Annotated in this window: 33 protein-coding genes and 4 tRNA genes; 13 read left to right on the top strand and 24 right to left on the bottom strand. The window is 57.2% G+C overall.

Annotated elements, in window-relative coordinates; all coding sequences use genetic code 11:
- Window positions 1–51 precede the first annotated feature (51 nt).
- Window positions 52–258: a hypothetical protein gene (locus CD58_RS09895; protein WP_025212853.1), complete on the top strand. Its 207-nt coding sequence runs from the start codon at window positions 52–54 to the stop codon at window positions 256–258.
- Between the two features lie 62 nt (window positions 259–320).
- On the opposite strand, the gene CD58_RS09890 is transcribed toward CD58_RS09895, so the two are convergent.
- The gene (locus CD58_RS09890) at window positions 321–629 is read right to left on the bottom strand and encodes an AzlD family protein (RefSeq protein ID WP_025212852.1); all 309 of its coding nucleotides are present in this window, start codon (window positions 627–629) and stop codon (window positions 321–323) included.
- Complete coding sequence (locus tag CD58_RS09885; RefSeq protein ID WP_025212851.1) at window positions 626–1,336, bottom strand: AzlC family ABC transporter permease; 711 nt, start codon at window positions 1,334–1,336, stop codon at window positions 626–628. Before CD58_RS09885 ends, CD58_RS09890 begins: the two co-directional genes overlap by 4 nt.
- A gap of 89 nt (window positions 1,337–1,425) precedes the next feature.
- Here CD58_RS09885 and CD58_RS31115 point away from each other — a divergent pair, with 89 nt between their 5' ends.
- The 4 genes from CD58_RS31115 (at window position 1,426) to CD58_RS09870 (ending at window position 4,439) form a co-directional block, all read left to right on the top strand.
- Window positions 1,426–1,575, top strand: a complete 150-nt coding sequence (locus CD58_RS31115) for a hypothetical protein (protein ID WP_158482153.1) — start codon at window positions 1,426–1,428, stop codon at window positions 1,573–1,575.
- Between the two features lie 239 nt (window positions 1,576–1,814).
- Entirely contained in the window at window positions 1,815–3,116 is a 1,302-nt protein-coding gene (locus CD58_RS09880; RefSeq protein ID WP_025212850.1) for a delta-60 repeat domain-containing protein, read from the top strand.
- Window positions 3,117–3,317: 201 nt separating this feature from the next.
- The gene (locus CD58_RS09875; RefSeq protein WP_025212849.1) at window positions 3,318–3,746 is read left to right on the top strand and encodes an HD domain-containing protein; all 429 of its coding nucleotides are present in this window, start codon (window positions 3,318–3,320) and stop codon (window positions 3,744–3,746) included.
- A 264-nt stretch (window positions 3,747–4,010) separates the two neighbouring features.
- A complete protein-coding gene (locus CD58_RS09870) occupies window positions 4,011–4,439 on the top strand; it encodes a DUF2628 domain-containing protein (protein ID WP_025212848.1) in 429 nt (142 codons plus the stop codon).
- A gap of 131 nt (window positions 4,440–4,570) precedes the next feature.
- Here the strand turns inward: CD58_RS09870 and CD58_RS09865 are convergent, their stop codons facing one another.
- Window positions 4,571–4,840 (bottom strand): YceK/YidQ family lipoprotein, encoded by a 270-nt coding sequence (locus CD58_RS09865; protein ID WP_025212847.1) that lies wholly within the window; start codon window positions 4,838–4,840, stop codon window positions 4,571–4,573.
- Between the two features lie 154 nt (window positions 4,841–4,994).
- Window positions 4,995–5,195, bottom strand: coding sequence for a hypothetical protein (locus tag CD58_RS09860; protein ID WP_025212846.1), 201 nt, complete (start codon window positions 5,193–5,195; stop codon window positions 4,995–4,997).
- Between the two features lie 192 nt (window positions 5,196–5,387).
- Between CD58_RS09860 and CD58_RS29165 the strand changes: the two genes are divergently transcribed.
- The gene (locus CD58_RS29165) at window positions 5,388–5,564 is read left to right on the top strand and encodes a DUF3606 domain-containing protein (RefSeq protein ID WP_080712531.1); all 177 of its coding nucleotides are present in this window, start codon (window positions 5,388–5,390) and stop codon (window positions 5,562–5,564) included.
- A 46-nt stretch (window positions 5,565–5,610) separates the two neighbouring features.
- Here CD58_RS29165 and CD58_RS09855 read toward each other — a convergent pair whose 3' ends face one another.
- Window positions 5,611–6,060 (bottom strand): PACE efflux transporter, encoded by a 450-nt coding sequence (locus CD58_RS09855; RefSeq protein ID WP_025212845.1) that lies wholly within the window; start codon window positions 6,058–6,060, stop codon window positions 5,611–5,613.
- A 106-nt stretch (window positions 6,061–6,166) separates the two neighbouring features.
- Here CD58_RS09855 and CD58_RS09850 point away from each other — a divergent pair, with 106 nt between their 5' ends.
- Window positions 6,167–7,051: a LysR substrate-binding domain-containing protein gene (locus CD58_RS09850; protein WP_025212844.1), complete on the top strand. Its 885-nt coding sequence runs from the start codon at window positions 6,167–6,169 to the stop codon at window positions 7,049–7,051.
- A gap of 554 nt (window positions 7,052–7,605) precedes the next feature.
- On the opposite strand, the gene CD58_RS09845 is transcribed toward CD58_RS09850, so the two are convergent.
- A complete protein-coding gene (locus CD58_RS09845; RefSeq protein ID WP_025212843.1) occupies window positions 7,606–7,878 on the bottom strand; it encodes a hypothetical protein in 273 nt (90 codons plus the stop codon).
- A gap of 340 nt (window positions 7,879–8,218) precedes the next feature.
- Here CD58_RS09845 and CD58_RS09840 point away from each other — a divergent pair, with 340 nt between their 5' ends.
- Both CD58_RS09840 and CD58_RS09835 read left to right on the top strand, forming a co-directional pair.
- On the top strand, window positions 8,219–8,512 hold the full coding sequence (locus CD58_RS09840; RefSeq protein WP_025212842.1) for a type II toxin-antitoxin system RelE/ParE family toxin: 294 nt from the start codon (window positions 8,219–8,221) through the stop codon (window positions 8,510–8,512).
- A 2-nt stretch (window positions 8,513–8,514) separates the two neighbouring features.
- Window positions 8,515–8,823, top strand: coding sequence for an addiction module antidote protein (locus CD58_RS09835; RefSeq protein ID WP_025212841.1), 309 nt, complete (start codon window positions 8,515–8,517; stop codon window positions 8,821–8,823).
- A 52-nt stretch (window positions 8,824–8,875) separates the two neighbouring features.
- Here the strand turns inward: CD58_RS09835 and CD58_RS09830 are convergent, their stop codons facing one another.
- The 3 genes from CD58_RS09830 to CD58_RS31660 form a co-directional block, all read right to left on the bottom strand.
- Complete coding sequence (locus tag CD58_RS09830) at window positions 8,876–9,160, bottom strand: hypothetical protein (RefSeq protein ID WP_025212840.1); 285 nt, start codon at window positions 9,158–9,160, stop codon at window positions 8,876–8,878.
- Window positions 9,161–9,192: 32 nt separating this feature from the next.
- Window positions 9,193–9,396, bottom strand: coding sequence for a hypothetical protein (locus CD58_RS09825; protein WP_025212839.1), 204 nt, complete (start codon window positions 9,394–9,396; stop codon window positions 9,193–9,195).
- Window positions 9,397–9,483: 87 nt separating this feature from the next.
- Complete coding sequence (locus CD58_RS31660) at window positions 9,484–10,038, bottom strand: TetR/AcrR family transcriptional regulator (RefSeq protein ID WP_080712529.1); 555 nt, start codon at window positions 10,036–10,038, stop codon at window positions 9,484–9,486.
- A gap of 126 nt (window positions 10,039–10,164) precedes the next feature.
- Here CD58_RS31660 and CD58_RS09815 point away from each other — a divergent pair, with 126 nt between their 5' ends.
- A complete protein-coding gene (locus CD58_RS09815; RefSeq protein WP_025212837.1) occupies window positions 10,165–10,812 on the top strand; it encodes a DJ-1/PfpI family protein in 648 nt (215 codons plus the stop codon).
- Window positions 10,813–10,844: 32 nt separating this feature from the next.
- Entirely contained in the window at window positions 10,845–11,381 is a 537-nt protein-coding gene (locus tag CD58_RS09810) for a DUF2867 domain-containing protein (protein ID WP_025212836.1), read from the top strand.
- Between the two features lie 124 nt (window positions 11,382–11,505).
- Here the strand turns inward: CD58_RS09810 and CD58_RS09805 are convergent, their stop codons facing one another.
- Both CD58_RS09805 and CD58_RS09800 read right to left on the bottom strand, forming a co-directional pair.
- Window positions 11,506–12,147 (bottom strand): hypothetical protein, encoded by a 642-nt coding sequence (locus tag CD58_RS09805; protein WP_025212835.1) that lies wholly within the window; start codon window positions 12,145–12,147, stop codon window positions 11,506–11,508.
- A 117-nt stretch (window positions 12,148–12,264) separates the two neighbouring features.
- A complete protein-coding gene (locus CD58_RS09800; RefSeq protein WP_235195297.1) occupies window positions 12,265–12,729 on the bottom strand; it encodes a hypothetical protein in 465 nt (154 codons plus the stop codon).
- Window positions 12,730–13,551: 822 nt separating this feature from the next.
- Here CD58_RS09800 and CD58_RS09795 point away from each other — a divergent pair.
- Window positions 13,552–14,859: a delta-60 repeat domain-containing protein gene (locus CD58_RS09795; protein ID WP_025212833.1), complete on the top strand. Its 1,308-nt coding sequence runs from the start codon at window positions 13,552–13,554 to the stop codon at window positions 14,857–14,859.
- 92 nt (window positions 14,860–14,951) lie between these two features.
- On the opposite strand, the gene CD58_RS31600 is transcribed toward CD58_RS09795, so the two are convergent.
- The 3 genes from CD58_RS31600 to CD58_RS09785 form a co-directional block, all read right to left on the bottom strand.
- A complete protein-coding gene (locus CD58_RS31600; protein ID WP_268747313.1) occupies window positions 14,952–15,122 on the bottom strand; it encodes a type II toxin-antitoxin system YafO family toxin in 171 nt (56 codons plus the stop codon).
- Between the two features lie 283 nt (window positions 15,123–15,405).
- The gene (locus CD58_RS09790; RefSeq protein WP_025212832.1) at window positions 15,406–16,050 is read right to left on the bottom strand and encodes a hypothetical protein; all 645 of its coding nucleotides are present in this window, start codon (window positions 16,048–16,050) and stop codon (window positions 15,406–15,408) included.
- An 83-nt stretch (window positions 16,051–16,133) separates the two neighbouring features.
- Window positions 16,134–16,210 (bottom strand) — tRNA-Val (locus CD58_RS09785).
- 184 nt (window positions 16,211–16,394) lie between these two features.
- Between CD58_RS09785 and CD58_RS09780 the strand changes: the two genes are divergently transcribed.
- Window positions 16,395–17,678 (top strand): NAD(P)/FAD-dependent oxidoreductase, encoded by a 1,284-nt coding sequence (locus CD58_RS09780; RefSeq protein WP_025212831.1) that lies wholly within the window; start codon window positions 16,395–16,397, stop codon window positions 17,676–17,678.
- Window positions 17,679–17,888: 210 nt separating this feature from the next.
- Here the strand turns inward: CD58_RS09780 and CD58_RS09775 are convergent.
- From CD58_RS09775 to accD, 10 genes are all read right to left on the bottom strand, one after another.
- A tRNA-Asp gene (locus tag CD58_RS09775) sits at window positions 17,889–17,965 on the bottom strand.
- Window positions 17,966–18,054: 89 nt separating this feature from the next.
- Window positions 18,055–18,131 (bottom strand) — tRNA-Asp (locus tag CD58_RS09770).
- A gap of 58 nt (window positions 18,132–18,189) precedes the next feature.
- Window positions 18,190–18,265: transfer RNA gene (locus CD58_RS09765), tRNA-Val, on the bottom strand.
- A 103-nt stretch (window positions 18,266–18,368) separates the two neighbouring features.
- Window positions 18,369–19,142 (bottom strand): SDR family oxidoreductase, encoded by a 774-nt coding sequence (locus CD58_RS09760; RefSeq protein ID WP_025212830.1) that lies wholly within the window; start codon window positions 19,140–19,142, stop codon window positions 18,369–18,371.
- Window positions 19,139–20,350, bottom strand: coding sequence for an O-succinylhomoserine sulfhydrylase (locus CD58_RS09755; protein ID WP_025212829.1), 1,212 nt, complete (start codon window positions 20,348–20,350; stop codon window positions 19,139–19,141). Before CD58_RS09755 ends, CD58_RS09760 begins: the two co-directional genes overlap by 4 nt.
- A gap of 58 nt (window positions 20,351–20,408) precedes the next feature.
- On the bottom strand, window positions 20,409–21,914 hold the full coding sequence (purF, locus tag CD58_RS09750) for an amidophosphoribosyltransferase (RefSeq protein WP_025212828.1): 1,506 nt from the start codon (window positions 21,912–21,914) through the stop codon (window positions 20,409–20,411).
- A 41-nt stretch (window positions 21,915–21,955) separates the two neighbouring features.
- A complete protein-coding gene (locus tag CD58_RS09745) occupies window positions 21,956–22,516 on the bottom strand; it encodes a CvpA family protein (protein ID WP_025212827.1) in 561 nt (186 codons plus the stop codon).
- A gap of 89 nt (window positions 22,517–22,605) precedes the next feature.
- Window positions 22,606–23,274, bottom strand: coding sequence for an SPOR domain-containing protein (locus CD58_RS09740; protein WP_025212826.1), 669 nt, complete (start codon window positions 23,272–23,274; stop codon window positions 22,606–22,608).
- Window positions 23,258–24,565 carry a bifunctional tetrahydrofolate synthase/dihydrofolate synthase gene (folC, locus tag CD58_RS09735; RefSeq protein WP_025212825.1) on the bottom strand — a complete coding sequence of 436 codons (1,308 nt, stop codon included), beginning with the start codon at window positions 24,563–24,565 and terminating at the stop codon, window positions 23,258–23,260. Before folC ends, CD58_RS09740 begins: the two co-directional genes overlap by 17 nt.
- A complete protein-coding gene (gene accD / locus CD58_RS09730; protein WP_025212824.1) occupies window positions 24,562–25,482 on the bottom strand; it encodes an acetyl-CoA carboxylase, carboxyltransferase subunit beta in 921 nt (306 codons plus the stop codon). The genes folC and accD overlap by 4 nt, the downstream gene beginning before the upstream one ends.
- Between the last annotated feature and the right edge of the window lie 177 nt (window positions 25,483–25,659).

The following is a 25,659-nucleotide window of genomic DNA, read 5'->3' as shown; positions in this document are numbered from 1 at the left end:
CTGACGCGGCGGCAAATTAATCAATGCTTGGTCAGCAAACGGAGATGTACCGTGTCAACTCTCAACGAAATCGCAGCGAACCACGCGAGAATGGCAAAGGCAAAGGAAGAAGAGTCGATACGGCTGAGTGCGCTTCATGGTCAGGTCGTGGGGAGCTTTGACATTTCGCCCATCGAGGCGAAACAGGAGATGCCGCTGCACTTTCTGGCGGGTGTACAGGAGCACTCATTCGGAGAGGCCGCTGCACTGAATTATTGACCTGGGCATTGATTGGAACTCATCGCCCGCTGATGAGCGGGCGACTCGAGATCATCTGCGTTTCACAGTTGCCGGGTTAAAGCGGCTGCAAGTATGCCGGCCGCAATCGCAGGCAAGGGCTTTTTCACTATCAACATGACGATTGCCGTGGCCAGCAGAGCCATCCGCGCGCCGTTATCACCCTTCACCGCCAGCGGTGCCAGAACCGCCACTAACACCGAGCCGGACATGGCCGTGATGAATTGCTGCACCCGATAGTTGATCGGCACGAACGACATCACGAAAACACCGCCCCACCGAGTCGCTAACGTCACTGCGGCCATGATCAATATGACGATCAACGTGCCATAACCCGCCGTTTCGATGTTCATTGTTCTTTCTCCATCCACCACGCGCCCAGAATCCCTCCCGCCAAAGCGCCAACCACCACATGACTGTTAGCCGGCAAGTACCAGTAAGCCAACAGCGAGGAGCAGGCAGCCACCGTCCAGATAATGAACATGCGCGGGTTTTTCTTCCCGCCAACGACCATCGCCAACAAGAAACACCCCATCACCATGTCGAGCCCGAAACTGACCGGGTTCTCAATGGCACTGCCAAAATGAAGACCCAGCCAACTGCCCAGGATCCAGGTGATCCAGAGTGCAAGGCCGCCCCCGAATAAAATCCCGAGCCCCGGCTTGCCTTGACTGAACGCCTGCATCGCCATCGCCCAGTTGGCATCGGAGACCACCAGCATCACTCCGTAGCGTTTGGCAACGGATAACTCCCGCAGCCACGGGTAAAGCGTTGCGCCCATCAACAGGTGTCGGGCGTTGATGGCGAAGACCGTGATCATCAGCGGAACAATGGGGACTTGCTGTCCCCACAGATCCAGCGCGGCAAATTGAGAAGCACCGGCAAAGACCAGCGTACTCATGAGGACGGCGGAGGTATCACTCAAACCTGTTTGTGCAGCAGCCAGGCCGAAGGCGACGCCGAACACGATGACGAACAGAGAGATGGGGACCAACTGTCTGAAACCGTCATAAATATGGTGCCGCGTTAGGTCGTGCAGATGCGTTTCAACGTTCGACAAAACATCGCCTCTTCTGAGTGGCCGCTGTAAAAAAAAGACAGTATGCGGCCTGGCATGGGGGCTCGACACTTTCGGCAGGACTTTTAGTCATGAACGATCAGGTAGCCGAACTACTGCGCCGCGTAGCTTTTACGGGTTTCAACGGCCTGATTGGCACGCTACCGATAAATCCGGAAGCGCTCGGCAAGAGGGACAGGCTAGCGATCCTTACTAAAGACATTCGACAACTCCTTGATTGAAGCCCGCAGTTTATTTAGCGCTGCCGGGGGTATCAACTCTTATCCCGATTCAGATCCTCACTGTGACGGTCACTCACTGACTCAACTGATGCAATGCCACTACCGCACTGGCCCAGCCGACGACCTGGCTGTCGGGAAGACGAGCCGCCAGTCACGGGGTCGACCTGTCAGTCCTGACAGTAGTCATGCCTCCTCCTTGGCAGTTAAATGACTCTATATCCCATATGGAGGATGTAGACATGAACAACAACACTTCGAACGTACCAGCATCATTAGCGGGCGAGTTTGACCCGAGTTTCAATAACGGTGAAATACTATTGCTTCAAGGAAGGTCTGCCAACGATGTCGCAATCGGCTCCAGCGGCACACTTTATATCGTGGGCGGCACGACTCTCGCCATCAATAGCCAATACCTTATTTCAGCGTTCAACTCTGACGGCACTCCTGATCAGAACTTTAATAGCGGTGAGCCTGTCATCGATTCATTCATTCCCGGCGCGTACAGCCTTGCAGAACAGGTTTCTGAATTGCCAGAGGGAAAGATCTTGGTGGTGGGAGTCACAGGATTAACGTCTTCCTCCCGCTTCGGTGTCGCACTCGCCCGTTACATGCCAGATGGCAAGTTGGATCTTTCATATGGCGTCAATGGTCATGTGGTACCCACTCATGAAGAATTCGAAGACATGACGATGGTCCGGACTGATTCAGTCGACGACCAAAGCACGTCAGTGTATCTCGATACTGGCCTGCTTTCGTTGTATTTGCACCATGGCCTTACCTACGTTGCCGGATTTGCTCTAAAAAAAGGTAAAGGCGTAACGCTGCTTATATGCCTGAACGATAGCGGCGACTTAGTGCAGACCTTTGGCAATAAAGGCGTGAGTATAATCGAGCATCCCCGCCGCCCGCAGAATATTCATCTGAACGCAAGAGGCTTGCTGGTAACGGACAGCCATATTTATCTGGCAGGCTATATACAGATCAATGGGAGGAATCACATGGCTTGGGTGCGCGTGCAGCCGAACGGGCTGCTCGATTTGAGTTTTGGTTCGAACGGATTTGTGTTCGATAAAGAATACCCAGTGAAGGGCAACATAAATGCTATCGCAGAACGGGATAGCTTGAGGCTTCTAGGTATCGGTTCCGGTAACTCTGCCATGACCAGATTTCAATATCACGCAATGCTGGTCGGTATCGAGAAGAATGGCAAATACGATCTGAACTTCAACCACGGCGAGCCGATCCTGAAAACCATACCGGAAAAATCCAGCTGGCATTTCGGGGTCATTCAACCGGACGGACGTATCGTTGCCTGCGGTAGCTGCGGATTGGACCGGGAATACTTGATAGTTGGACGCTGCTTGCCCAATGGCGCTTCGGATGACAGTTTCGGCAGCCACAATGGCTGGATAAAACTTCGAATGAAGGACGAGCTTCTTGACTCTCGGCTGGCAGTACAACCCGACAATGCCATTGTCATAGTCGGCCGATATACCGAGGATCGATACGCAATCCCCTTTGCATTGCGCCTGAAGGGTTGACCTGAAAATCCGATGTGTCGCCCACGCGATCGTCGCCGCGGATGCATCGTGGAGAAACACTTGCCGGCAGCTCGATACTGAGCCGGCAGCCCCTTTCTGTCGCACAAGCCAGTGACCAGGACATCCGCTAAGATGCCACCGGACAATAAGTCCGGGCATAAGGATTGGAATGCGGATGAAAACAGAAACGAGTGCTGCGTCATGAGCACGCTTGAAAGGGCTATATCGATTGCCGCTCTGGCTCACGAGGGGCAAACGGATAAAGGTGGCGCGCCTTACATTCTGCATCCCTTGAACGTCATGCTGCGCTTGGCCCATCGCGAAGAGCGAATCGTCGCGGTCTTGCATGACGTGATCGAAGACACCTGTGTGACCGTCGCTGACCTGCGCGAAGAGGGCTTTAGCGAAGCGATCCTCGTCGCCATCGAATCTCTCACCAAGCATGAAGGCGAAACTTACCAAGCCTTCATCGAACGTGCTGCCCGCAATCCTCTGGCGCGTCGAGTAAAGCTGGCCGATCTCGCGGAAAACAGCGACTTGTCACGCATAGAAAACCCAAGCCAGAAAGACCTGGATCGACTTGAAAAGTATCGGAAGGCTATTGATTACCTGGCAGCCTTAGAGCGATAGGGACTCAGTAACCCCATCTTGGACGCAGGTTCCAGATCCTTCATACAGTGATGCACGTCACAGATCAGGGGGACACTTAAGCAGCCAGTGCGGTATTTCTTCGCGCAAACACTTATAAAGCGGGCAGACCAAACGCTTCGGACAATTTACTTGGTTCAACCGATCGAGAAACCAATAGAATCCGCGCGCCAAGATTGAGAAAGACCGAAGCGCAGGACATCTCGGAAGAAAAAATCACCTCATGGAACACCAGGAGCCTTAAAAATGAGCACCACTGAACAAACCCAGACCACCGGCAAATACAGCGCCAAGTGGCAGGAACGCTTTAACTTCTTCGACACTTACGGTGCGCCAAGCGACCCACGATTCAAGCCGGCCCTCAAGGCGCTGCCTGGCTTCAAGAAAAAGCTGCTCATTAACGCCAACGTGATTGCGTTTTTTTTCGGCCCTATTTACTTGTTCGTCCTGGGTCTGTGGAAGAAAAACCTGGCCCTGATCGGCATCATGGTGGCGATCAATATCGTGCTCAGTGTGATTTTCGCGATCGTGGGCATGGACTTTCCAAGGCCGTTGAGCACAGGCCTGAGCGTTGCGTTCTCCATGACTTATGCGCTTATGGCCAACTACTCGTACTACCTGAAAGAGGTAAAAGGCGAGCAAAGCTGGAACCCTTTCCAAGGCATGCGCTTCTGATTGCCGGCTAGGGTAACCAAGAGCCCGCACCTCATTAAGATGAGTGTGCGGGCTCGTTGTTTCTGAGTCGTTGAAATTTGAGACAGCCCAGCCCCTAGACCACCGAAGCCCAACGTTTCCGGCCGGTTCAACTAGTTCCGATCAGGCTCTTTAGCAAACGCGGTATACGGTAGGAATAGCGTGTCAGCGACCAAGCTGAACGGCAAGTCAATCACCGCCAGCGGTACTAGGGCGCGAAATATTCCGGCGTTTTCATCCGTTGCGGCCTTGATCACCTCAATATCGGTGGAAGCTCCGCAATACGGATGGGGTCCACAGCGGGGGCGATCATCGAAGGTTTCGGAGAGCGTCGAACACCCCGCCAACAGGGCAACGGCTGACACGCCAAAGAACAATTTCATGCAGTCACTCATAGATGCGGGAAAGAGGAAGAGCGATTCGCACTCTACCCCAAGCCCAGTGAAACGGGCGACATAAGTCGCCCGCTTCCATTCAGTGCGCAGCCTGAGCTCGCTTACCCGTCACGCCCATCACATCCCTCACGCAGGGAAATGATTATCGAGGATCGGGATACTCTTTCGTCACCGAATCGGCGGCATCCACATCAGACATATCCTCCTCGACAGGGGCCTCATCGTCCGGGGGCAGTGGAACTTCAGGGCCATCCTTTGTTGGATCATGGCCTGTTTCGTTATCCGTGCCGCGCGTTACATCCTGCTGGGATTTGTTTCCGGGAGCATTTTCGTCAATGTCCATGTTGGCTCTCCTTTCTAAGTGCGCGGGACACCCGCGCTTAAACATAAGAGGCAACGGCGCATTACTAGTGCTGAGCAGTGGATGAACGGCGAGCACAACGATCCAGGCACGCCTCAAGTGAACAGCACCGCAGCCCCATGAGGATGGAACCCGTCACCTGGCGATACCAGGCCTTACACAGGGAACTCGATAATGGCAGATGACCTGAGCAACCGCGGGCCGCAGGACAGGAACCGCATCAGCACCACCGAAGCTTGGGAGCTGAAGTACTGGGCAAAAGAATTCGGGGTGACTGAAGAAGCACTCAAGGCCGCGGTGAAAGCTGTTGGGCCGATGGTCGCGGATGTTCGCAAACAACTGAAAAAATGATGCACTCGCCCTACGGTTCTCCGTAGGGCTTGCGTTGGCGATTCAGTTACGGGGCATTGGAGACGGAGCCCTGAACGGGCTGCGCCGAAAGTGGAACATCAAACACACGATCAAACACCCATTGAAAAACCAGCGAGTAAAAGAAGAAAAACACGAACAACCCCAGGTTCGTCATCAGTGCCAGCCACAGGCTAATGCTTAGCCACGCCCCAATCACGGGGGTAAGAATCAACGTCAAGCCGCCTTCAAATCCCAAGGAATGGAGCAGCCGTCGTTGCCAGTTGCGATGACGGTTAGGCTGGCGGCGCTCCCACCACTCGAACAAGCCGTTAAAAAGCATGTTCCAAGCCAGCGCGACGGCAGAAATCACCAGCGACAACAGGGTTGAATAGCCCATGCCCTGGCCGTAGGTCAGCGCCAGCGCCGGCGCCACAAACAGAACGCCGCCGGCTTCGTAGAGTACGGCCTGGAGGATTTTGCGCGGCGTGCCTTGCATCGATGGACTCCTGAGTCGGCTTGGAAGACCACAGCCTGGCAAGTTGAGCCCCCGCGCACAATTGAGCTAAATTGAGCCACGCTCAACCTGAGTAACCTACCCGCCCATGTTCGCCAAACTGCCCCTCACCGCCTTGCGTGGCTTCGAGTCTGCCGCACGGCTAGGCAGCTTCAAGGCAGCGGCCCTGGAACTGAATGTCAGCCCGGCGGCGATCTCCCACCAGGTCAGAAGCCTTGAAGCCTTCCTTGGCGTGCGACTGTTCGAGCGCTCCAGCCAAAACGTGCGCCTGAGCGCCGACGGCGAGCGCCTTCACCCACAACTGCACCGTGCCCTGCTGGATATCCAGCACGGCCTGCAGACACTGTCGCCTCCGTGCACTGCGCAGTCCTTGGTCGTGAGCACCACGCCGGCGTTCGCCAGCCTGTGGCTGATACCGCGGCTCGGGGACTTTCATCGGTTGCACCCGGAGATCGACATCAGTCTGCACAGCAGCAACGACGTGGTAGACCTGCGGCGCGATGCAAGCGTCGACCTGGCGATCCGCGCCCTCTTCGCACCCGACCCACAGCTGTTCGAGCAACCGTTGCTGGACGAGTACTTTGGGGTTTATTGCCGGCCCGACTGGCAACCGCCCGCACCGGGCTCGTCCGTGGAACTGATCGATGTGCCGTGGCTAAGTAGCGCGAATGTCGCGGTTGACTGGCCTGCCTGGTGCGCTGAGGCAGGCACCTTAAGCTGGCTGGATAATGCGCGCTTCAGGCGTTATGACGAGGAGCAGCATGCACTGCAGGCGGCGATTGCCGGACATGGGTTGGTGCTGGCCAGCAATGTGCTGGTTGCTGGGACGGTCGCGCGTGGGGAATTGATGGGCTATCGCCCTGAGGTTCGTCTGGCGGGTGCGAAATATACGGTGGTGTGCGTGCCGGGGCGGGAGCGGCAAGCGGCGGTTCGGGCGTTTAGTGAGTGGGTGCTGGGACAGAGTAACGGCTGAATGGGAAATGACCGTGGAATTCGCACCCAGGAAAGGAAGCCAAGAAGTATCAGGTAGAAGAGGCTCGTGAATTTCTCCAACGAGCCGGTTTGAGCTCGCTTAAACGGCGCACTCATATGATAGCGGGATATCAGTCCCTATACAGGCGCCTACGGACAGGCAACAGGCGTTCGAGACTGGTGCTTGGTCCATAGGATACGACCATTGATTCTCCCCTCAGACCATGACTCGGTAACCTGAGAGCAATTGCCGCTCAGGTTTTCAACAAACGTCCTTGGATAGCCTTCAGGCTCATATCCACCAAGACGCATCCAGTTTGGATCTGTCGAGGTCACTGATTGATAAGGCATGCAGGCTGCCAATGTGACCAGCGAGAGTGCCAAAACTACTTTTTTCATATAAGTCCTAATCGATCTGGCAACACGCAAGGCCGCTATATTGCCATCCAACCATCTTAAAAACAGAAGGCGTCTGAGCTGGCCGTCTCATATCGTGGTCTGTCTTCGCTTGCCTCAAACCTTACGAAGCGGGCGACTTATAGTCGCCCGTCTTCGTTACTCCGCTGCCTGCGCCCGCAACCGTCTCCCAATCACATCCATGACATCACACCCGTCGCGCAGTGACGTCGTCAGTAATTTACAAAAGTCAGTCAGCACCACCGTGTCTGAGCTGATATCCGACCGAAATGCGATATTTTCCAAGACTTGGGTGACGGTGCGGATACGGTAATCGGCGGTTTCGAACAGGACGTCCAGGGGGGCTTCGGTGTCGATGAGCAGGGTTGCGGGGGTGAAGTCGATCCCGGTGATGGGCATGTATCGGGTCATGGGTCGTACCTCAATTCGATGAAAAGGAGTACTTCATTCAATCGAGTCGCCAAACCCGAATCGCCATCGAGGCGATAGCGGGACGATAAGCTTGCGCACCTTGATGCTGCAATGCGTTGGTTTCCGAGGATCGTGTAGGAATTTGCGTCAGTGCACCTCGCGGCGCACGGGAAGAGAACAGACTGGGGAACAGACTGGGGACAGACCACGGTTTTGAGTTCACTCATCATCAGATCGTGATCTGTTCCCATTTTCTCCCCCCCACGCCGGATGGAGAATACTGAGGGATGACCAGCATCAGCATCTTGACTTCCAGTATCCAACTGGATACGGTCCACCCATGAATTATCTCATCCAGCAAACGCAGACGTTCACTGCCTGGCATTCATCGGTTCGTGATCTGCGAGCAAAAATCGCTATCGCCCGCCGCATTGATCGCGCCGCAGCAGGTAACCTGGGCGATGTGAAACCTGTCGGTGATGGTATTTCAGAATTGCGTGTGGATGTAGGCGCTGGCTACCGGGTCTATTTCACCATGCGCGGTGGAGTGGTCATCGTGCTATTGGCTGGTGGTGACAAGTCTTCACAGAGTGCTGATATCCGGCGAGCGAAGAAATTGGCAAAGGAGATTTGAGCATGAGCCAACACTTGACGACATTCGACATGGCGGCACTACTCGATAGCGACGAAGCGATCAGTGAATACCTTTCTCAGGTGTTGGCTGATGGTGATAGCGAGGAGTTTCTCCGAGCGATCGGCTATGTGGCCAAGGCCCGAGGCATGGCGCAGATCGCTAAAGACTCCGGCATGGGACGAGAAAGCTTGTACAAGGCGTTCGCCCCCGGATCAAAACCGAGATTCGATACCGTACTCAAGGTCATTCATGCGCTAGGCATTGATCTTCATGCGCAGCCTGGGCATGCGACTAATCATTCACCTGCCTGAAGAGTGGATTAGACAGCGCGGGAAACCGGGGACAGCAGGCCCCATCCGGGAATCATCGTTGAGGGCAACCAATCTTGAACCGCCTGATAGATAGCGCCTCGTTACGCGCGTCTTTTTCGTGCTGAGCTTTCATGGTGAAGCTGCCGTCTTGGTAGCTGCGAGTCATGGCTTGGTTGTTTCGGTCGATCTCACTGTAAATGCGCGCGCACTCAGTGGCCATTGCTGCCGGTTCGGTTGGAATGGGTGCATTTTCGACGTCGAGAACGTATTGGGATTTCTGATAGGCGCAGCCAGCCAGTGTGGCTGCCGCTAAAAACGTCATTGCTATTTTGTACATGAGACATCCTTATCTTAGGTAGCAAGCTCGTTTCAATGAAGTACCCTGCGGCTCTCCCCGATCCTGATGCGATCGAGCGCACGGTTTAGTGCATCCAAGGCGTCTAGAAGCGCTTTTGCTTCAGCTTCACGACCATCCCCCCAAAGACGCTCAGCCATTTTATTGAGGGCCAGGATCGATCTCTCGATATCAGCCGCAGTTGCTGGCTTGGAATCTGCTGACTGTTTCGTCGTCATCCGGTTCCTCCGCATGGATTGGGTTGCGAACGAATGGAAAAGGGACCGGCTAGTGGGAGTCTCCTTTTCATTAATTTAGCTCAGGACTTAGGCCCGCCACGGAGGAAGAGTCCCTTCGAAAAGTGAAAAGGCTCGATGCAGGAAACTATTGAAGCGAGCGGCATCATGCCGCAGCCCTGCCTGTTGACCACCAATCAGGCACAGATGGGCTACCTGACCCATCACTTCTGCTTGGCCTGGCATATGGACCAAGCGGCGACACGTCCGTACTGCGAAGTCCAGTCGTCTTGTGTCAACACGCTGCTGAAACTCGCCTACCAATGGATCGTGCAACGACCAGGCTCGGATGGACACTTCCCGCCCGGGTTGTTTCTCAGCGGCAATGCTCAAGTAGCGTTTCAAGATTTCACCCGCACTACGACCCTGCGCCGCATAAGCGAGCATGCGCTCCGTGTAGTCTTCTTCCCAAGCGGCCAGCAAGGTGCGGACAAAGTCTTCGCGATTGCGGAAATGGTGATAGAACGATCCGCGGGTCACATTCAATCGGCGCGATAGACTCTCGGCCGAAACGCCCATATGCCCTATTTGGTCGAGGGCCTCAAAACCCGCCGCGATCCAATGGTTACGAGTCAGTGTTCTCACCCGTTATTTCGCTCCATATTTGGCGCCATACAGACTGTGTATGGTGCGCAACCGATTGATACGCTGCGAACACCAGCAAAGATGGGCGTTGCGTTTTGCACGCCAGCACTTTTCATGGAGCTCGCCTTGAAGAAAATCGTTCTGGTTGCTTTCGACCAATTCACTGATATCGACCTATTCCTGATGTGGGACATCTTAGGCCGCAACACAGAAGACTGGCACGTCCGAATATTGGGTTCCAGTCCTATCGTGCGATCAGCGCACGGCCTGCCTGTTTCGGTGCACGGTCCGCTTTCCGAGGCCAACAGTGCCGACGCGGTATTGTTCGTCAGCGGCAAGGAAGGAGTACCCGCTGCACTTGCCGCCCCGGATTTCCTGCCGTCGTTTGAACTTGACGCCGGACGCCAGCGAATCGGCTCCATATGCGCCGGCGCTTTCATTCTGGAACGGCTTGGGCTGCTCAGCGGCCAAGCGACTACACACCCGGATGCACGATCGAGCTTGCAAGCGCTGGGACTTGAGCCCGTGGACCAACCTCTTGTATGCCAGGGGAACGTTGCAACCGCTGGTGGATGCCTTTCGGCGCTCTATCTGGTGGGATGGTTGGTGGAAACCTTGTTCGATGTCGACAAGCGCCGTGCGACGTTACTCCCCGTGCTGCCAACTGGGCAGCAAGCGCTCTATGATGCCTTGATCGGACGCAGTATCCGGCAAGGCGACAAGGAGCGTTATATGACAAACCATCGCGACCAGCGCGACATGCATGTCGTCTAATCAGTCGTTAGAACTCAGGAGAGACTCCCCCGATGCGCCGAGAATTTGAGCTCATTACGTCCGTGCCAGTCCCCTCGAGGTCTGGCGTCACCCACCTTCACAAGTCGATTAACCTAGCGGACGCTTATGCGATTCGGCTCCCCACGGGCACCTCTGGCAATCCAGATTTGCTAGCTCGATTCATCTTTTCCCACCAGCCATCCTGGATCGGATGGCTCACGAACGTCCGAGACGCTGTCGTTGCCTGTTTTGGTCTCAAGACAGCCAGACATTTAGCATCACTTGCTAATCGGATTGGACCCTTCAAGGTCTACAGCACGAACCAGACTGAAATCGTGTTGGGAGAGGACGACAAACACCTCGACTTCCGGATATCGATCCTATGTTCTGAAGAGGCAGTGTCAGAAGGCAGTCGCCAACTCGTTTTTTCAACCGTGGTCCAGTGCCACAACCGCCTAGGCCGGGCCTACATCGTCGTTATTGCCCCATTTCACCGCTTGGTCGTCAAGGCCAGCCTCCTGCGCGCAGCGCGCGTCGGTTGGCCTCTGGCTGCCTGCCCCGGAGGCTGAGTCGATCTCTCGACAATCAGCCGCAGTTGCCGTTTGGGAGTCTGCTGACTGTTTCCTCGTCATCCGATTCCTACGCATGGAATGGTGAGTTGACCTGCCTACTGTTTCCCTAAACCGACGAAACTCAATCGGTAGCCTTATCAACTACCAAACCAACCAGCACAAGCGGCAGCAGGGCAACCACGAACACAGTCATCCAGGCGGCCCCGTAGGCATCATGGATCTCATCGCCCAGGCCTCGTTTCGACGCAGGGGCGATGATCTGCTCGGACAGGCTCAGGGAATAACGATAGGTTTCGGATTGATCATACCGACCCACTCTGCACTCCATCGCGTCCACGCTGACATAACGATCACCCGGCACGAGCGTACGGCTTTCTGGCCCTAGTCCGCGAGTCGCTATGTTGTGACTGGCAAGGAGTTGCTTCAACTGGGCGACTTGTACCTCAAACTCAGCCACACATTCGGGCTGACTGACAAAAGCCCGACTCTGCTTCTGAATATAATCCGGGTGAAAGCTGCGATCGAGGAACACCTCATAGACATCGCCTTGCTCATCGACGCGCTTGTACACATCGGAGCCCTTACCCGTCTTGCCTCCGGTGGCTGAAAGCGCCTTGAACTCATCGCTGGAAAGCCGCTTATTCAAGGTATAGCCATAAACCTGCGGTACTTTCAGCGGTTCCGTCACAGGTTTTGCGGCGCACCCGGTGATGGATGACGCGATAATCGAAAGGCTCAACGCGCTACAGAGCGTCCTGTTCATGATTCATCCTTGAGTTGCTTTGGGCATCTGCGGGGCAGGCCCTTCACTCGATTGGCGGGCTGTACGAAGTCGAGCGACACGCTAGGGAAATGAGTTGCCGACGCAGCGGGCGAGTGTCTAGCTCTGGAAAAGTACTTTGCACCGGGTACACCACTCTTCAGCTGCGCTCCGGTTCATTGGAAAACGGAGGGGAGGATGACTTGTATCGGCAACGGTCAAAATCAGTGAGAAGTTTATGAATCTACGCCGAAGCTCGTCGGCTGGAACGCTCATGCCTGCTCCATCGACTACTCGAAGAACGCCGCCCGACACCCTGCTGTCAACCTGTTGCCACTCATACTGCCAGCCTGTTACCCACGTGAAGTCTCGAACTTGATAGTCGCCGGTGGCGCTTTGGCATTGAGCGAGTTTCTTGTTGGAGAGGTCAAAGACAAAAAATAGGGGGCTTGGATAGCCCAGCATCTGAGTATCGTCAAGGCTCAGACCTTCTTTTAGATTGATGGATGCTACAAGTGCTTTTGCCCGTCTCTTGCGCCATATCAAGTACCCTATGGCGAGGCAAAAAATAGAAAAAGAAGCCACGAAGAGCTGACGTCCTTCGACTGTAAGGTCGGCGGGCCAAAACTGTATCACGCCCCACAAGAGTCCTGTCGTCGCAAGCCCCGATACCCAAGCGGCGGGGATCACTATACGGTTAGCGAGGCTAGCTCCGAGCGTCCCCAAACAGCTCTTCATAACTGTATCCAATATCATTTATAGAAGAACTCATAGGTTATCACTCACAGAGCGCTAACTTATAGGACTTGGCCCGCAATGCGCGGGGACGTGCCTTGAACAGGGCTGCGTTTGCTTGGTTGCGCTGGGAACCTCACCGTTGGCCGGCTAACCTCTTCAGTCTTCCAGAGCCATCATCGACGTATGCAAAGGGAAATCGGAGACAGACCACGATTTAAAATAACTTACTTGGATCTCACAATCATGGTCGGCCCCGGTTTTCTCTATTTAGAAGGTTTGTGCACGAGCGAACAGGACGCAGTCCCTTGAAGGACCGAGCCTGGTGGAGCCTGCATAATATTATCTACGAAGGCACGGATGACCCAGAAGCCTTCAAAGAGGCTGCAAACGTCCTTCAATTCGCGTTAGACGCCGCACAGCTACTGGCTGACAGACATGCGAACAAATAAGCGTCTCCAGACCGTGAGCAGTATGATTTGAGTAGCACAACGGAGTAGTACAAACCGAAAACAGAAAAGCCCCGCTGACCTTTATCTACGGGGCTTTCATTTTTTAACGTCTGATTCCACTCGTCAGATAACTCGCCCGACCTGTCAGTCCTGACAGTAGCCACGCCTCGGTGCCAGGGATCAAATGATGCCATTACCCCAGCGCATGGAGGATGTAGCCATGAATACCGACAAAAACAAAACAAAAAACGTAGCCTCGACTAGGGCGGGCGAATTTGACCCCGAATTCAATAACGGTGAGATCGTACTTCTTCCCGGTACGGACGCCACCGATGTTGCAATCGGCCCCGGGAACAAGATCTATGTCGTGGGCGGCACAAGCCTCGGCAGCAACAGTCAATACATCATTTCAGCGCTTAATCCTGATGGCACACCTGACGTGACATTCAACGGCGGCGAGCCTGTCCGGGACTCGTTCACGGCCGGTTCAACAAGCCTGGCGGAACGGGTGTGCGTATTACCGGATGGAAAGATCCTGATTCTCGGAAAGGTGATATTGAGCGGGACCCGCAGCAATTTCGCACTGGCCCGCTATCTGCCAACTGGTACTCGGGACCTTTCATTCGGTGTTAACGGTCACTCAGTGCCCATCAATGAGGACTTTATAGACATAGGCTTGGCCTCGTATGATTTCGTCGACGTGCCTGGCACACAGGGCTATCTTTACGTCGGCCAGACTTCGTTATTCCTCCATGGGGAATATACCTACATTTCGGGGTTTGCTCTCAAGGATGGCAAAGGAATAACACTGCTCATGTGCTTGGATGATACAGGCACCCCGGCATATGCATTCGGCAACAAGGGCGGCAGTATCATTCAGCACCCGCAGCATAATTATCATTTGAACGCTCGAAGTCTACTCATCACTGACAGTCATATTTATCTGGCGGGCCATATGCAAATCAACCCCACCAATTATATGGTTTGGGCTCGCGTACATTTAAACGGAAGCTTAGATTTAAGTTTCGGTTCGGGTGGATTCGTCTTTGAAATCAACCCCAGCTTCGTAAGAGGAATTAATATAGCAGCCATCGTTTCACGGGACAGCGTGAGGCTTCTTGGTAGCGGCGTTGGTAGGGATGCCAGCACCAGGTATTTGCCCCACGCAATGCTGACAAGCATCGAGAGGGATGGAAAAAACGATCCGGAGTTCAACGATGGCGTTCCCGTCCTGACGCCGGTAGATACGAAATCTCAGTGGCATGACAGTATGATCCAACTGAACGGACGTATTGTAACGTGTGGTTCCGCCGGGACCAATAATGAAAATCTGATTGTCGGGCGTTACATGCCCAATGGGACTTTGGATGCTAGCTTCGGCGATAATAATGGCTTGGTGAAAATCAGGATGAAAGATGAACTACTTTCGTCTGCGCTGGCGGTGCAACTCGACAATTCCATTGTTGTAGTAGGTCGATATGCTGAAAATCTCTACGTAACGCCCTTCGCATTGCGATTGAAGGGCTGAGGGAAATGACAATGGAATCCAAGACCGTCGCTACCGGTTAAGGGGCGGTGATTTGATTCCCTCCCAAAGCCGACCAGAGCGAGATTTTTAAGTCAGTTTTCGTCTCGGAATTTTTTTGCCAGTATCCCAAGCCTAGTCATCACGGCATCGACTTTCGCCTTGTCGTGCGTATCCGGCGCGAAGAATGCCAGGATCATGTAGCGGTCTTCGTAAAGCTCGCCCTGTACGTAGACTAAAGTGAAAACCGGGGACAGACCACCCAAAAAAGCCCCGACCTAAGTCGCAATGCGGTTCATTTAATAAAAATGATGGACCTGTGGCGAGGGAGCTTGCTCCCGCTCGGCTGCGAAGCAGTCGTAAACCGACGGGTGCGGTGTGTCTGATGCTCCGCATTTGGCCGGTTTTGGGGCCGCTTCGCGGCCCAGCGGGAGCAAGCTCCCTCGCCACGGGTTTCTCGATTGCCTTAAGTGAACTGCATTACGACCTAAGTCGGGGCTTTCTCGTTTCTGCCAGACGCAAAACCCGCTCGATGGTGGGCTGTGCTTATTAGTTTTTGCAGAGCACCTGCGGAGGCGCAGCAGGCGTCAGCTTTTGGGGAATCACAATCGAAGTACCAGGCAAAGTGGTAAGTTCGAGAACCGCCAACATGCAAATTAACGCTGGCTCGCCATCTTTGCTTGGTCTGCTATCCACCCCTACCACCGCCTCGTAGTCTTTCCCTGGTTCCAACTTGTAAACGAGCGCCTGGCCACCACAGGTCCGGTAAGAGCTGCCGTTGCCCGCAATGGTCGCGCCCCAGGTTGCAATTTGGAATGGCAGATCCGCCCTAACGCGATACTCGGTTACGACCTCTTTGTAAGCCCCTTCCCCCATCCGAATTGCAGGGATGTACTGGATAAGGCTGGGCCAAACTCTTTTTGGTATGCCAATGCTCGCCGACTTCAGGGGATACTGAGGATAATTGACGCTCGCCGTACCGTCCGACCCGAAACGTCCGGCTTCAGCCATCTTATGCCGGGTAGCAGGAGCACAACTGCCGACGATGCTATCTCCATACACATCGGAGTTCGTGATAACGCGAACACGCGCCATTCCCTCTGATTGAGTAGGCTCTTCGTATGGAACTGAAGGTATTCCAGAGCAACCAGCAAGTGCTATAGAAAGAAAAGTTACGAAAATGACAACCCGCATGACCATGTCCTTATGTGCGCCAACAAAAAAGGGCCCACCTTTCGGTGAGCCCTTCTAGACCGCCCAGCAGAGCGGATTTTGTTTGGTAGGCGCGATTGGACTCGAACCAACGACCCCCACCATGTCAAGGTGGTGCTCTAACCAACTGAGCTACGTGCCTGCTGTGAGGCGGCATTCTACGGAATTCCAAAAGGGTGTCAATACCTTTTTTTCACCTAACCCTATGAATATGCAAAATATTTAATTTCACCGATACGACGAAGATTCAGGGGGTGGCTGGCGGCCGATTTTTATCTCGGGTAGGATCGACGCATTCGTAAAAAATATAAAACAGAGGTTCCAGAATGGCGAACACACCGTATCCAGAGTCCTATTACGCCGCGTCGGCCAACGCGGTTCCTCCGCGCCCGGCTCTACAGGATGACGTCGAGACGGATGTTTGCGTGATCGGCGCTGGCTACACCGGCCTGTCCTCTGCGCTGTTTTTGCTGGAGAACGGTTTCAAGGTCACGGTCCTTGAGGCGGCGAAGGTGGGCTTTGGGGCTTCGGGTCGCAATGGCGGGCAGATCGTTAACAGTTATAGCCGCGACATCGATGTGATCGAGCGCAGCGTCGGTCCGCAGCAGGCGCAATTGCTGGGCAATATGGCGTTTGAAGGCGGGCGGATCATTCGTGAGCGGGTGGCGAAGTATCAGATTCAGTGCGATTTGAAGGACGGCGGTGTATTCGCCGCCCTTACCGCTAAACAGATGGGCCATCTGGAGTCGCAGAAGCGTTTATGGGAGCGTTTCGGCCATACCCAGCTGGAGCTGCTGGATCAGCGGCGTATCCGCGAGGTGGTGGCTTGCGAGGAGTATGTGGGCGGCATGCTGGACATGAGCGGTGGGCATATTCATCCGCTCAACCTGGCACTGGGCGAAGCGGCGGCGGTGGAGTCCCTTGGCGGGGTGATTTATGAACAGTCGCCGGCGGTGCGTATCGAGCGTGGCGCCAGCCCGGTGGTGCATACGCCGCAGGGCAAGGTCAGGGCCAAGTTCATTATCGTGGCGGGCAATGCCTACCTGGGCAATCTGGTGCCGGAGCTGGCCGCCAAGTCGATGCCGTGCGGCACCCAGGTCATCGCCACTGAGCCGCTGGGTGATGAGCTGGCTCGCCGTCTGTTGCCGCAGGATTATTGCGTTGAAGACTGCAACTACCTGCTCGATTACTACCGCCTGACGGGCGACAAACGCCTGATCTTCGGCGGCGGCGTGGTGTATGGCGCGAGGGACCCGGCGAATATCGAGGCGATCATTCGTCCGAAGATGCTCAAGGCATTTCCGCAGCTCAAGAACGTGAAGATCGATTACGCCTGGACCGGAAATTTCCTACTGACGTTGTCGCGTCTTCCGCAGGTCGGGCGCCTGGGGGATAACATCTACTATTCCCAGGGCTGCAGCGGCCATGGCGTGACGTATACGCACCTGGCGGGCAAGGTCCTGGCCGAGGCGTTGCGGGGTCAGGCTGAGCGTTTTGATGCGTTTGCGGACCTGCCTCACTACCCTTTCCCTGGCGGGCAACTGTTGCGCACACCGTTTGCGGCGATGGGGGCTTGGTATTACGGGTTGCGGGATAAATTGGGGTTCTGAAGCTGCCAACAACAAGGGCTGCTTCACGCAGCCCTGCGGGGATAAATCCCCTCGCCACAGCAATCTCCCTCGCCACAGGTTTGTTCCAGTCTCATTTCGCCAAAAACAAAAAACCCCGGTCTTTCGACCAGGGTCTTTGCTATCGACTAGAAGATCGCTCTGCAGCTTTCTTCTTAGCTTCAAGGCGTTCAGTGGGCCTCGAAGCAGATATGGCGCAGCGGACGGGACTCGAACCCGCGACCCCCGGCGTGACAGGCCGGTATTCTAACCGACTGAACTACCGCTGCGTATCGCTGTGGACTTGCGTCCAATTAACTCGTCTGATCAAAACCCTTGGGTCTGGATCTCGAACCAGGCGAACCTGCTTCGGAAAATATGGCGCAGCGGACGGGACTCGAACCCGCGACCCCCGGCGTGACAGGCCGGTATTCTAACCGACTGAACTACCGCTGCGCGTCGGTGGAGGCTTTTGACAGCTTCCGTCTTGCTTTCGCAAAACTCTCGTAAAACATGGTGGGTGATGACGGGATCGAACCGCCGACATTCTGCTTGTAAGGCAGACGCTCTCCCAGCTGAGCTAATCACCCTTTGCTTCGTTGAGGCCGCGAAATTTACGCAGGTACCGAAGCTAAGTCAATAGCAGGGTTGAAGTTTTTTCAAAACAGTTTCAAATGGCGCGGGCAACCGCGCTCACTCATAAATCATTTTCTTGGTCATGCCGCCGTCCACCACGAACTCCTGGCCCGTGACGAAACCGGCATTGCGCGACAACAGCCAGGCCACCATCGCCGCCACGTCCTCCACCGTCCCTACCCTGCCCGTCGGATGCTGGGCGTGATCGGCGTCGGTCAGCGGCTGCGCACGACGTTGGGATGGGTCGCGGGCATCGATCCAGCCGGGGCTGACAGCATTGACCCGGATCTCCGGCCCCAGACTGATCGCCAGGGCATGGGTCAGGGCCAGCAAGCCACCCTTGCTCGCCGCATAGGCTTCGGAGTCGGGCTCCGATTGCGCGGCACGGGTCGAGGCCAGGTTGACGATGGCGCCGTTGTGGGCACGCAGATACGGCGCACAATGCTTGGCCAGCAACATCGGCCCGCCAAGATTCACGGCAAGGACGCGATTCCAATAAGCCAGGTCCAGGCTTTCCAGGGTGATGTTGTGCGGGTCGGCGATGGCCGCGTTGCACACCAGCGCGTCGAGCCGCCCGAACTGCCCAAGCACTTCGGCAATGCAGGTGGCGACTTGCGACTCGTCCGCTACATCCATGGCGATGAACCAGGCGTTATCGCCCAACGTCTTCGCGACCTTGGAACCGCGCTCGCGATCCAGGTCGGTCAGCACCACCTGCCAACCTTCACAGATCAGCCAGGCGGCAATGCCCAGGCCGATGCCCCGCGCGGCGCCCGTAACCAGGGCAACCCGGCCATGAGTGCCGCTCGGCGGCGTTGCCAGCTCAATCACAAGGCCGCCAACCCGCGAGCCAGGTCGGCTTGCAAGTCAGCCACGTCTTCCAGACCGACCGCGACACGGATCAGGCTGTCACGGATCCCCGCCGCTTCACGCTCCTGGGGCGACAGACGGCCGTGGGAGGTGGTGCTTGGGTGAGTGATGGTGGTCTTGCTGTCACCCAGGTTGGCGGTGATGGAGATCAGCCGGGTAGCGTCGATAAAGCGCCAGGCGCCCTCCTTGCCCCCTTTGACCTCGAAGCTCACCACGGCACCAAAACCGCGCTGCTGACGCGTGGCCAGGTCATGTTGCGGATGGCTCTTGAGGCCGGCGTAATGCACTTTCTCGATGCCGTCCTGCTGCTCCAGCCACTCGGCCAGGGCCTGGGCGTTGGCACAGTGGGCTTTCATGCGCAGGCCCAGGGTTTCCAGGCCCTTGAGGAAGATCCAGGCGTTGAACGGGCTGAGGGTCGGCCCGGCGGTACGCAGGAAGCCCACGACTTCTTTCATCTGTTCGCCACGACCGGCCACCACGCCGCCCATGCAACGACCCTGGCCGTCGATGAACTTGGTCGCCGAATGCACCACCACGTCCGCGCCCATTTTCAGCGGCTGTTGCAGCGCCGGGGTGCAGAAGCAGTTATCGACCACCAGCATGGCGCCCTTGGCGTGGGCGATTTCCGCCAGCGCCGCGATGTCCACCAGCTCAGCCAAAGGGTTGGAAGGCGATTCGACGAACAGCAGCTTGGTGTTGGCCTTGATCGCAGCATCCCAGCCGGACAAATCCGCCAGGGGCACGTAATCGACTTCCACGCCAAAGCGCTTGAAGTACTTTTCGAACAGGCTGATGGTCGAACCGAAGACGCTACGCGACACCAGCACATGGTCACCGGCGCTGCACAGGCTCATCACCACAGCCATGATCGCGGCCATGCCGGTGGCGGTGGCCACGGCTTGCTCGGCGCCTTCCAAGGCGGCGATGCGTTCTTCGAACGCCCGCACGGTCGGGTTGGTGTAGCGCGAGTAAACGTTACCCGGCACTTCGCCGGCAAACCGCGCCGCCGCATCGGCAGCGGTACGGAACACGTAGCTGGAGGTGAAGAACATCGGATCGCCATGTTCGGCTTCCGGCGTGCGGTGCTGACCGGCGCGAACCGCCAGGGTATCGAACGCTACGCCTTCAAGGTCGCTGTCCAGCCGACCGGCATCCCAATCCTGACTCATGCTGTCACTCCTGAAATCGATTTAAACGCAAACCGGCCCCTCAGGGCCGGTTCGTTAATCAGTTGTTGTACAGATCGATGATCGCGCTGACCGCCTGAGTCTTGGCCTTGGACGCATCGTTACGTGCGTTCTCGATCTTGTTCAAGTAGGCCTCGTCGATGTCGCCGGTGACGTACTTGCCGTCGAACACCGCGCAGTCGAACTGCTCGATCTTGATCTTGCCGCCACCGACCGCTTCGATCAGGTCCGGCAGGTCCTGATAGATCAACCAGTCGGCACCGATCAGGTCAGCCACCTCCTGGGTAGTGCGGTTATGAGCGATCAGTTCATGGGCACTCGGCATGTCGATGCCGTAGACGTTCGGGTAACGCACGGCCGGGGCCGCGGAGCAGAAATACACGTTCTTGGCACCGGCTTCGCGGGCCATCTGGATGATCTGCTTGCAAGTGGTGCCGCGCACGATGGAGTCATCCACCAGCATCACGTTCTTGCCGCGGAACTCCAGCTCGATGGCGTTGAGCTTCTGGCGTACGGATTTTTTCCGCGCAGCCTGGCCGGGCATGATGAAGGTACGGCCAATGTAGCGGTTCTTCACGAAGCCTTCGCGGAACTTGACCCCCAGGTGGTTCGCCAGCTCCAGGGCCGAAGTACGGCTGGTGTCCGGGATCGGGATGACCACGTCGATGTCGTGATCCGGACGCTCGCGCAGGATCTTGTCGGCCAGCTTCTCGCCCATGCGCAGGCGGGCCTTGTAGACCGAGACACCGTCAATGATCGAATCCGGACGCGCCAGGTAGACGTGTTCGAAGATGCAAGGGGTCAAGGACGGGTTGGTCGCGCATTGACGGGTATACAGCTTGCCGTCTTCAGTGATGTAGACCGCTTCGCCCGGGGCCAGGTCGCGAATCAGGGTGAAGCCCAGTACGTCCAGGGACACGCTTTCGGAGGCGATCATGTACTCGACGCCTTCGTCGGTGTGACGCTGGCCGAACACGATCGGGCGGATGCCGTGCGGGTCGCGGAAACCGACGATACCGTAGCCAGTGATCATCGCCACCACCGCGTAGCCGCCGACGCAACGGTTGTGCACGTCGGTTACGGCGGCGAACACGTCTTCTTCGGTCGGCTGCAACTTGCCGCGCTGGGCCAGCTCATGGGCGAACACGTTGAGCATCACTTCCGAGTCGGAATTGGTGTTGACGTGGCGCAGGTCCGATTCGTAGATCTCCTTGGCCAGCTGCTCGACGTTGGTCAAGTTGCCGTTGTGCGCCAGGGTGATGCCGTACGGCGAGTTGACGTAAAACGGCTGGGCTTCAGCCGAGGTCGAGCTGCCCGCGGTCGGGTAGCGCACGTGGCCAATGCCCATGTGGCCGACCAGGCGCTGCATGTGACGCTGGTGGAACACGTCACGCACCAGGCCGTTGTCCTTGCGCAGGAATAACCGGCCGTCATGGCTGGTCACGATACCGGCAGCGTCCTGGCCGCGGTGCTGGAGCACGGTTAGCGCGTCATACAGCGCCTGATTGACGTTCGACTTACCGACGATACCGACGATGCCACACATGCGACGCAACCCCTACTTAATGGATCTGAACTGAACAACACTCACTGCGGCGTTTTGGCCGTCGGCAAGAGGTGTTCCTTGAACGGTATTTCAGCGGGTACGCTGATACCGCTGGCAAGCCACTGACTGCTCCAACCCAGGATCAGGTTTTTGGACCAGTCTGCGACCAATAGAAATTGTGGCACGAGCCGGGACTCCTGCCACCACGTATCCTGCTGCACCGGCCCCAGGCTCAGGAGCCCGACGGCCACGACCACCAGCAACGCGCCACGCGCCGCGCCGAAGGCCATGCCGAGGAACCGGTCCGTCCCGGAAAGCCCGGTGACGCGAATCAGTTCGCCGATCAGATAATTGATCATTGCGCCGACCAGCAAGGTGGCGATAAACAAGATGGCACAGCCCGCGATCACGCGAGCCGAAGGCGTTTCGATGTATCCGGCGAGGTACTGGGACAGCGAACCACCAAACAGCCAGGCTACCACTCCCGCGATGATCCAGGTCAGCAGCGAGAGGGCTTCCTTGACGAAGCCGCGGCTCAGGCTGATCAATGCGGAGATGGCGACGATCGCAACGATCGCCCAGTCAACCCAGGTAAATGGCACGGTGCAGCCTACAGACGGATAAGGCGGCGCATTTTAGCAGAGCGCAGAGCTGTCGGTAAGCTGCACGATTCAAATCAGGTAAATAGCTGTCAGCCGCGCTCCGGCTGGAAGCGCACCACGAAACCCTTGAGGTTTTGCTGACGGCTGAGCAGGTCGCGCAGGCGGTCGGCCTCGGCACGTTCGATCAACGGGCCGACAAACACGCGATTCTTGCCTTCGGCGGAGCGAATGTAGGCGTTGTAGCCCTGGCTGCGCAGGGTTTTCTGCAAGCTTTCAGCGCTTTCACGGCTGGTCAGGCTGGCCAATTGCACCGACCAACTGACCGACAGGCCGTTGGCATCCACGCGGCTTTGCGTAGTGTCCGGCTTGGTGGTTGCGGCGGTAATCGGCTGGCTTGGCGGCGGCTTGACCGCCGGAGTGGCAGGGACCGGGGTTGGAGCGACAGGCGGCTTGCTCGGTGCGGCAGGCGCAGGCGTTGCAGGCGTCGGTGCAATCGGCATCGACGGCGCTGGTTGCTCGGCCAGTTCCTCATCGCTCGGAACGGGCTCCTGGGGCAGCGCCTGCGGCTCGGGCACTGCCACGGGCTCGACCTGCACAGGCGGCACGGACGGCGCCTGGGGAGCGGCCGGGGCATCAACCGTAACCTGGCGCTGCTCGTCCTGGCGGGAAAACAGCATCGGCAGGAAAATCACGGCCAGGGCCACCAATACCAAGGCCCCCACCATGCGCTGCTTGTACGCTTTATCCAGCAATGCCATCTGCAGCTTCCTCCATGGCGCGCCGGGCCAACCATTGAAGGGCCTCGGCAACACAAAAAAATGATCCGAACAGCAGAATTTCGTCTTCGGCCGTCGCCAGGGCGCACTGCCCTTCCAGCGCGGCAGCCACGCTGTCGTAGGTTTGCACCGAAGCACCGCGCTGCTGCAAGGCCGCCTGCAACTCAGCCGCCGGCCGCGAGCGCGGCGAATCCAGCGGCGTCACCGCCCACTGCTGGACACTAGCACCCAACGCGTCGACAACGCCATCCAGATCCTTGTCGGACAACAGCCCGAACACTGCCAGGCGTCGCCCCGCAACCGGTCGCCGCGCCAGGCGCTCGGCCAGATAATGCGCCGCATGAGGGTTGTGGCCGACATCCAGCAGCAGGTTCAGGCGCTTGCCCTGCCAATCGAACTGCCGGCGATCCAGGCGCCCGACAACGCGAGTCGCTTGCAAGGCTTCGACGATTTGCCGGGCCTCCCACGGCAAACCCAACAACAGGTAGGCCTGGAGCGCCAATGCGGCGTTTTCCATCGGCAGGTCCAGCAGCGGCAGATCGTGCAGCTCCACCGGGTTGCCCTGGGCGTCACTGCCGCGCCATTGCCAATGCTGCTCGGTCATCGCCAGATCGAAATCCCGACCGCGCAGGAAGAATGGGCAGCTCAGTTCGCGGACCTTGTCCAGCAACGGCTGAGGGGGGTTGAGATCGCCACAAAGCGCAGGCGCGCCCTGGCGAAAGATACCGGCCTTCTCGAAGGCCACGGATTCGCGGGTGTCACCCAGATAGTCGGCATGATCCACGCCGATACTGGTGACCAGGGCGATGTCCGCATCCACCAGGTTGACCGTATCCAGCCGTCCGCCCAGGCCGACTTCCAGCACAACGGCATCCAGGCCACTGCGGGCGAACAGCCAGAACGCCGCCAGGGTGCCCATTTCGAAATAAGTGAGGGATGTTTCGCCCCGCCCGGCTTCCACCGCGACAAAGGCTTCGCACAGCTCGGCGTCAGTGGCTTCGACGCCGTTGACTTGCACCCGCTCGTTGTAGCGCAGCAAGTGCGGCGAACTGTACACACCGACACTCAGCCCCTGGGCCCGCAGCAGCGAGGCCACGAAGGCGCAGGTCGAACCCTTGCCGTTGGTGCCGGTGACAGTGATGACCCGGGGCGCCGGTTTGACCAGTCCCATGCGGGACGCTACCGCTTGCGAGCGCTCCAGCCCCATGTCGATGGCTGATGGATGCAACTGCTCGAGGTAGGCAAGCCAGTCGCCCAGGGTACGTTGGGTCATAGGCCTGCAGGCACCGGCGGAACCACGATCGGCTCGATCGGTGCGGCGACGAATTTCGGCGTCGGCAGCCCCATCAGTTGAGCCAGCAGGTTACCCAGGCGCGGACGCAGCTCCTGGCGATGAATGATCATGTCGATGGCGCCGTGTTCCAGCAGGAACTCACTGCGCTGGAAGCCTTCCGGCAGTTTTTCCCGCACGGTCTGCTCGATCACGCGCGGGCCGGCGAAGCCGATCAGGGCTTTCGGCTCGCCGACAATCACATCACCCAGCATCGCCAGGCTGGCGGAAACGCCGCCGTAGACCGGGTCGGTCAGTACCGAGATGAACGGAATGCCTTCTTCACGCAGACGCGCCAGCACCGCGGAGGTCTTGGCCATTTGCATCAGGGAGATCAGTGCTTCCTGCATCCGCGCACCGCCGGAAGCGGCGAAGCAGATCATCGGGCAACGATTTTCCAGGGCATGGTTGGCAGCACGAACGAAGCGCTCACCAACGATGGCCCCCATGGAACCGCCCATGAAGGAGAACTCGAAGGCCGAAACGACCACGGGCATGCCCAGCAACTTACCGCTCATGGACACCAGGGCGTCTTTTTCGCCGGTCTGTTTCTGGGCCGCGGTCAGGCGATCCTTGTACTTCTTGCCATCGCGGAATTTCAGGCGATCCACAGGCTCCAGGTCGGCGCCCAGCTCAACACGGTCTTCGGCGTCCAGGAAGATGTCGATACGGGCACGCGCGCCGATGCGCATGTGGTGGTTGCACTTGGGGCAAACGTCCAGGGTCTTTTCCAGCTCGGGGCGGTACAGCACCGCTTCGCAGGATGGACATTTGTGCCACAGACCTTCAGGCACCGAGCTTTTCTTCACCTCGGAACGCATGATCGAAGGGATCAGTTTGTCTACCAACCAGTTGCTCATGCTTTCTTTCTCCAGTACCGGCAGCCCGAACACTTTGGTTCGCGGCCCCGCGTATGCCCTTGAGCTAAATTCATTGTGCGGCGAGTCGAAGGGCCGCCACGGTCAGTGCGAAACATGACCTGCGTGCAACCCAACCTTCCTCTGCCATCCCGGCAACCGCTGCAGCGCGGTTACCAC

Source organism: Pseudomonas brassicacearum (genome assembly GCF_000585995.1).
In the GTDB taxonomy this organism is placed as follows: Bacteria; Pseudomonadota; Gammaproteobacteria; order Pseudomonadales; family Pseudomonadaceae; genus Aquipseudomonas; species Aquipseudomonas brassicacearum_A.
Note: the sequence above shows the minus strand (reverse complement) of the source record. Positions and strands in the feature narration are given on the sequence as shown.

Bases quoted from the DNA above. Each gene is read 5' to 3' on its own strand.
- CD58_RS09850 (WP_025212844.1), top strand. From the start codon at position 6,167: ATGTTCGCCAAACTGCCCCTCACCGCCTTGCGTGGCTTCGAGTCTGCC.
- CD58_RS09880 (WP_025212850.1), top strand. From the start codon at position 1,815: ATGAACAACAACACTTCGAACGTACCAGCATCATTAGCGGGCGAGTTT.
- CD58_RS09805 (WP_025212835.1), bottom strand. From the start codon at position 12,147: ATGAACAGGACGCTCTGTAGCGCGTTGAGCCTTTCGATTATCGCGTCA.
- CD58_RS31115 (WP_158482153.1), top strand. From the start codon at position 1,426: ATGAACGATCAGGTAGCCGAACTACTGCGCCGCGTAGCTTTTACGGGT.
- purF (WP_025212828.1), bottom strand. From the start codon at position 21,914: ATGTGTGGCATCGTCGGTATCGTCGGTAAGTCGAACGTCAATCAGGCG.
- accD (WP_025212824.1), bottom strand. From the start codon at position 25,482: ATGAGCAACTGGTTGGTAGACAAACTGATCCCTTCGATCATGCGTTCC.
- CD58_RS09890 (WP_025212852.1), bottom strand. From the start codon at position 629: ATGAACATCGAAACGGCGGGTTATGGCACGTTGATCGTCATATTGATC.
- CD58_RS09875 (WP_025212849.1), top strand. From the start codon at position 3,318: ATGAGCACGCTTGAAAGGGCTATATCGATTGCCGCTCTGGCTCACGAG.
- CD58_RS09830 (WP_025212840.1), bottom strand. From the start codon at position 9,160: ATGTACAAAATAGCAATGACGTTTTTAGCGGCAGCCACACTGGCTGGC.
- CD58_RS09740 (WP_025212826.1), bottom strand. From the start codon at position 23,274: ATGGCATTGCTGGATAAAGCGTACAAGCAGCGCATGGTGGGGGCCTTG.
- CD58_RS09795 (WP_025212833.1), top strand. From the start codon at position 13,552: ATGAATACCGACAAAAACAAAACAAAAAACGTAGCCTCGACTAGGGCG.
- CD58_RS09790 (WP_025212832.1), bottom strand. From the start codon at position 16,050: ATGCGGGTTGTCATTTTCGTAACTTTTCTTTCTATAGCACTTGCTGGT.
- CD58_RS09845 (WP_025212843.1), bottom strand. From the start codon at position 7,878: ATGACCCGATACATGCCCATCACCGGGATCGACTTCACCCCCGCAACC.
- folC (WP_025212825.1), bottom strand. From the start codon at position 24,565: ATGACCCAACGTACCCTGGGCGACTGGCTTGCCTACCTCGAGCAGTTG.
- CD58_RS09860 (WP_025212846.1), bottom strand. From the start codon at position 5,195: ATGGACATTGACGAAAATGCTCCCGGAAACAAATCCCAGCAGGATGTA.
- CD58_RS09755 (WP_025212829.1), bottom strand. From the start codon at position 20,350: ATGAGTCAGGATTGGGATGCCGGTCGGCTGGACAGCGACCTTGAAGGC.
- CD58_RS09865 (WP_025212847.1), bottom strand. From the start codon at position 4,840: ATGAAATTGTTCTTTGGCGTGTCAGCCGTTGCCCTGTTGGCGGGGTGT.
- CD58_RS29165 (WP_080712531.1), top strand. From the start codon at position 5,388: ATGGCAGATGACCTGAGCAACCGCGGGCCGCAGGACAGGAACCGCATC.
- CD58_RS09810 (WP_025212836.1), top strand. From the start codon at position 10,845: ATGCGCCGAGAATTTGAGCTCATTACGTCCGTGCCAGTCCCCTCGAGG.
- CD58_RS09835 (WP_025212841.1), top strand. From the start codon at position 8,515: ATGAGCCAACACTTGACGACATTCGACATGGCGGCACTACTCGATAGC.
- CD58_RS09825 (WP_025212839.1), bottom strand. From the start codon at position 9,396: ATGACGACGAAACAGTCAGCAGATTCCAAGCCAGCAACTGCGGCTGAT.
- CD58_RS09870 (WP_025212848.1), top strand. From the start codon at position 4,011: ATGAGCACCACTGAACAAACCCAGACCACCGGCAAATACAGCGCCAAG.
- CD58_RS09855 (WP_025212845.1), bottom strand. From the start codon at position 6,060: ATGCAAGGCACGCCGCGCAAAATCCTCCAGGCCGTACTCTACGAAGCC.
- CD58_RS09780 (WP_025212831.1), top strand. From the start codon at position 16,395: ATGGCGAACACACCGTATCCAGAGTCCTATTACGCCGCGTCGGCCAAC.
- CD58_RS09840 (WP_025212842.1), top strand. From the start codon at position 8,219: ATGAATTATCTCATCCAGCAAACGCAGACGTTCACTGCCTGGCATTCA.